At 36.6% G+C, this 3031-nt stretch carries 3 protein-coding genes; 1 reads left to right on the top strand and 2 read right to left on the bottom strand.

Annotated elements, in window-relative coordinates; all coding sequences use genetic code 11:
* Window positions 1-31 precede the first annotated feature (31 nt).
* The gene (locus tag RWO85_RS10110) at window positions 32-475 is read right to left on the bottom strand and encodes a MarR family transcriptional regulator (protein WP_314415720.1); all 444 of its coding nucleotides are present in this window, start codon (window positions 473-475) and stop codon (window positions 32-34) included.
* Window positions 476-622: 147 nt separating this feature from the next.
* Entirely contained in the window at window positions 623-1816 is a 1194-nt protein-coding gene (locus RWO85_RS10105; protein WP_314415718.1) for an O-antigen ligase, read from the bottom strand.
* A 283-nt stretch (window positions 1817-2099) separates the two neighbouring features.
* Here RWO85_RS10105 and birA point away from each other — a divergent pair.
* On the top strand, window positions 2100-3031 hold a 932-nt coding region (birA, locus tag RWO85_RS10100), incomplete at its 3' end, for a bifunctional biotin--[acetyl-CoA-carboxylase] ligase/biotin operon repressor BirA (protein WP_314415717.1).

Here is a 3031-nt window from a genome sequence, read left to right as displayed (position 1 = left end):
CTTTACTTATAAACAGCTAATTTGCTCCATTTTAAACCTCATTTTCCTCCTCTTTCAGATTAGCCAAAATTCTTTCTTGAAAGGCTTCAAACTGACGAATTTCTTCCTCTGAAAATCCTTTGTAAAAGATCGTATCCAATTTCTGACTGACACGATGCCCCACTTCTTTCTGAGACTCTCCCAACTCTGTTAAAACCAAATACTTCTTACGCTTATCTTCTCCACATGGATTAACGGTTACAAGATTTTGTTCCTCAAGCTTTTTTATCATAGTCGTCAGAGTATTATTAGCAAGTCCAGTCGCCAAAGCAATGTCTGTCGCAGTTGCGCAGCCAGTTTCACTATTCCATAAAACCGCTAAAATCTTACCCTGTTCACTCCGATAAAGAGCTTCAGGGTCTTGGCTCAGTAACTTTTGAAAAATCCGCCCATTCAACAAACGAATATGATGGGCTAGCAAATGACTATCTTTCATGACACCTCCAATTTATTTCTATATCGAAACGAATAAAGTAATTGTAACACTCATTATTCCAACTGTCAACTATTTCGATTTAGAAATAATTTTTCCCAGTAAAAAAATCTCCCACCCAAGGTAGAAGAATTTTTTAATCTTATAAATTTAATCCGTCATATCCGATACCAACGTTCGATGCTCCAACGGAATACTGCACATAACTAGCAAGAAAATAAAACCTGACTGAATCCAGAAGAGGGCCAAATCAAAGATTCCGTGCACAGCAACCACTGTAAGGAAAGATAGATAAAGACCGATAATCGGACGTTTCCCCGACTCCTGACTCATATCCATCATCAAGCGAACAGGAGCAACAGAAGACAAAACTAATAAAATAGTCCCCACAATTCCGTAACTCAGAATCGTATCGATATATAGACTGTGAGCATGTTCATGATAAGGAGCATGTATCCGAGGATACGAGTGCATGTAGGTCAATGGCCCTTCACCCCAGAAAGGATTTTGCTTAAATAAGGCCATCCCAGCATCCCAGATAGAAATGCGTTCTTCCATAGAAGAGTCTAAAGTCCCCATCCGAACTCCTAAATCACTGGAAAAGAGGAAACTCAAACCAATCGCAAAGACCCCAATACTAAGCCAAAAGGCCTTCCAGTTTTTAATGGTCGTAAAGAGATAAATAATAGCTCCAGCAATAATAGCAGGAAAGGCAGTTCGATTTTGAGTAAAGTTCAATCCAAAGAGATTCACAAAGCCTGCAATCACACAGAATACTTTCAACCAATTCAACTTGGTCGTTGTAAACAGATAGAAGGCAATCATGATACAGAAACAACAAATAATTCCATAATAATTAGGATTAAAGAAGGTCACTTCTGCACGATTCTGATGCCAGACCTGCATATTGGGTGAAAGAAAAGCATAGTTGAATTTCTTCACAATTTGGAAATGTTCTAAACTCGCAAAAGCAGCTGACAAGACGCTACCAAACAAGACGAGCTGCAAAATCAAGCGAAAGAATCTATGTGATAAAACCGACTGATAGTGCAAAAAGAAAACAGTAAATAGAAACATTCCTACTGAAGCCACAAGACCCATCCAATTTTGTGCAAAAATGGATATAATAGTACTATAGCCAAGAAAAAGAAGCAGCATTGGATGCTCCCCCATTTTCTGAAGAATACTTTTCATGTCTCCTGTAAAAATTAAACTGATAATATATAAACAGAATACAACTGCAAAAAGATAAAAGGGTAAAAAGATACTCAGGATAATTCCCAATAAAATCAGCTCTTTACTAGACAACCCTTTCAGCTTTTTAATAAAGCCTATTGATTTCAAAATGAATCCTTTCTCTCCAAATCAGTTGATTCAGATAATAGTAAGCTACCCTTTATTGTACCACTTTTTTAGCAATTTGAAAACAAAGGAAACGTTTCCTAGGTAAAAAAGGGAGCAAAAATACTGGAATTTCAAAACTCAATCTTAATGATTGCATTTTCTCTAAGAAAATCATGCCGTAAATAGTAGGCATATGTTAAAATAGTAGTAATAAAATATAGATTAGGCGCAACTATCCAAACTAGATTCAAATCATATACTATTCTTAAAGAAAGGCAACACTATGAAATCCTACCAAGCTGTCTATCAGATTCTAACTAAAGAAACCGACTATATCAGCGGAGAAAAAATTGCAGAAGAACTATCCCTAAGCCGAACATCAATTTGGAAAGCCATCAAGCGACTAGAACAAGAAGGCATTGAAATTGATAGCATCAAAAACAAAGGATATAAACTGATGAATGGTGACCTTATTCTCCCAGAGATTCTAGAAGAAAATCTTCCAATTAAAGTCAGTTTTAAACACGAAACAAAATCAACACAACTAGATGCAAAAGAAGCAATTGATTTAGGATATGAAGCAAATACCCTCTATCTAGCTTCCTATCAAACAGCAGGCCGAGGTCGTTTTCAACGTTCCTTCTACTCACCACAAGGTGGTATTTATATGACACTCCATCTTAAACCAAATCTCGCCTATGACAAATTACCATCCTACACACTACTTGTAGCTGGAGCTGTCTACAAAGCCATTAAGAACCTAACTTTAATAGATGTCGACATAAAATGGGTCAATGATATCTACCTAAACAATCATAAAATTGGAGGAATCCTTACTGAGGCAATGACGTCTGTAGAAACAGGCCTAGTCACAGATATCATTATTGGAGTAGGAATCAACTTTACTATTAAAGACTTCCCCCAGGAATTAAAAGAAAAAGCTGCTAGTTTATTTAAAGCACCAGCACCTATAACAAGAAATGAATTAATCATAGAGATATGGCGTGCTTTCTTCGAAACACCTGCAGAAGAGCTATTATACCTATACAAAAAACAGTCCTTCGTTCTAGGAAAAGAAGTGACTTTCACACTAGATCAAAAAGACTACAAGGGGCTTGCTAAAGACATCTCTGAAAGTGGTAAACTTTTAGTTCAATGTGATAACGGAAAAGAAATTTGGCTAAATAGCGGAGAAATTTCACTAAAGAGTTGGAA

Origin of the sequence: uncultured Streptococcus sp., from assembly GCF_963521865.1 — a bacterium.
Taxonomy (GTDB): Bacteria; Bacillota; Bacilli; order Lactobacillales; family Streptococcaceae; genus Streptococcus.
Note: the sequence above shows the minus strand (reverse complement) of the source record. Positions and strands in the feature narration are given on the sequence as shown.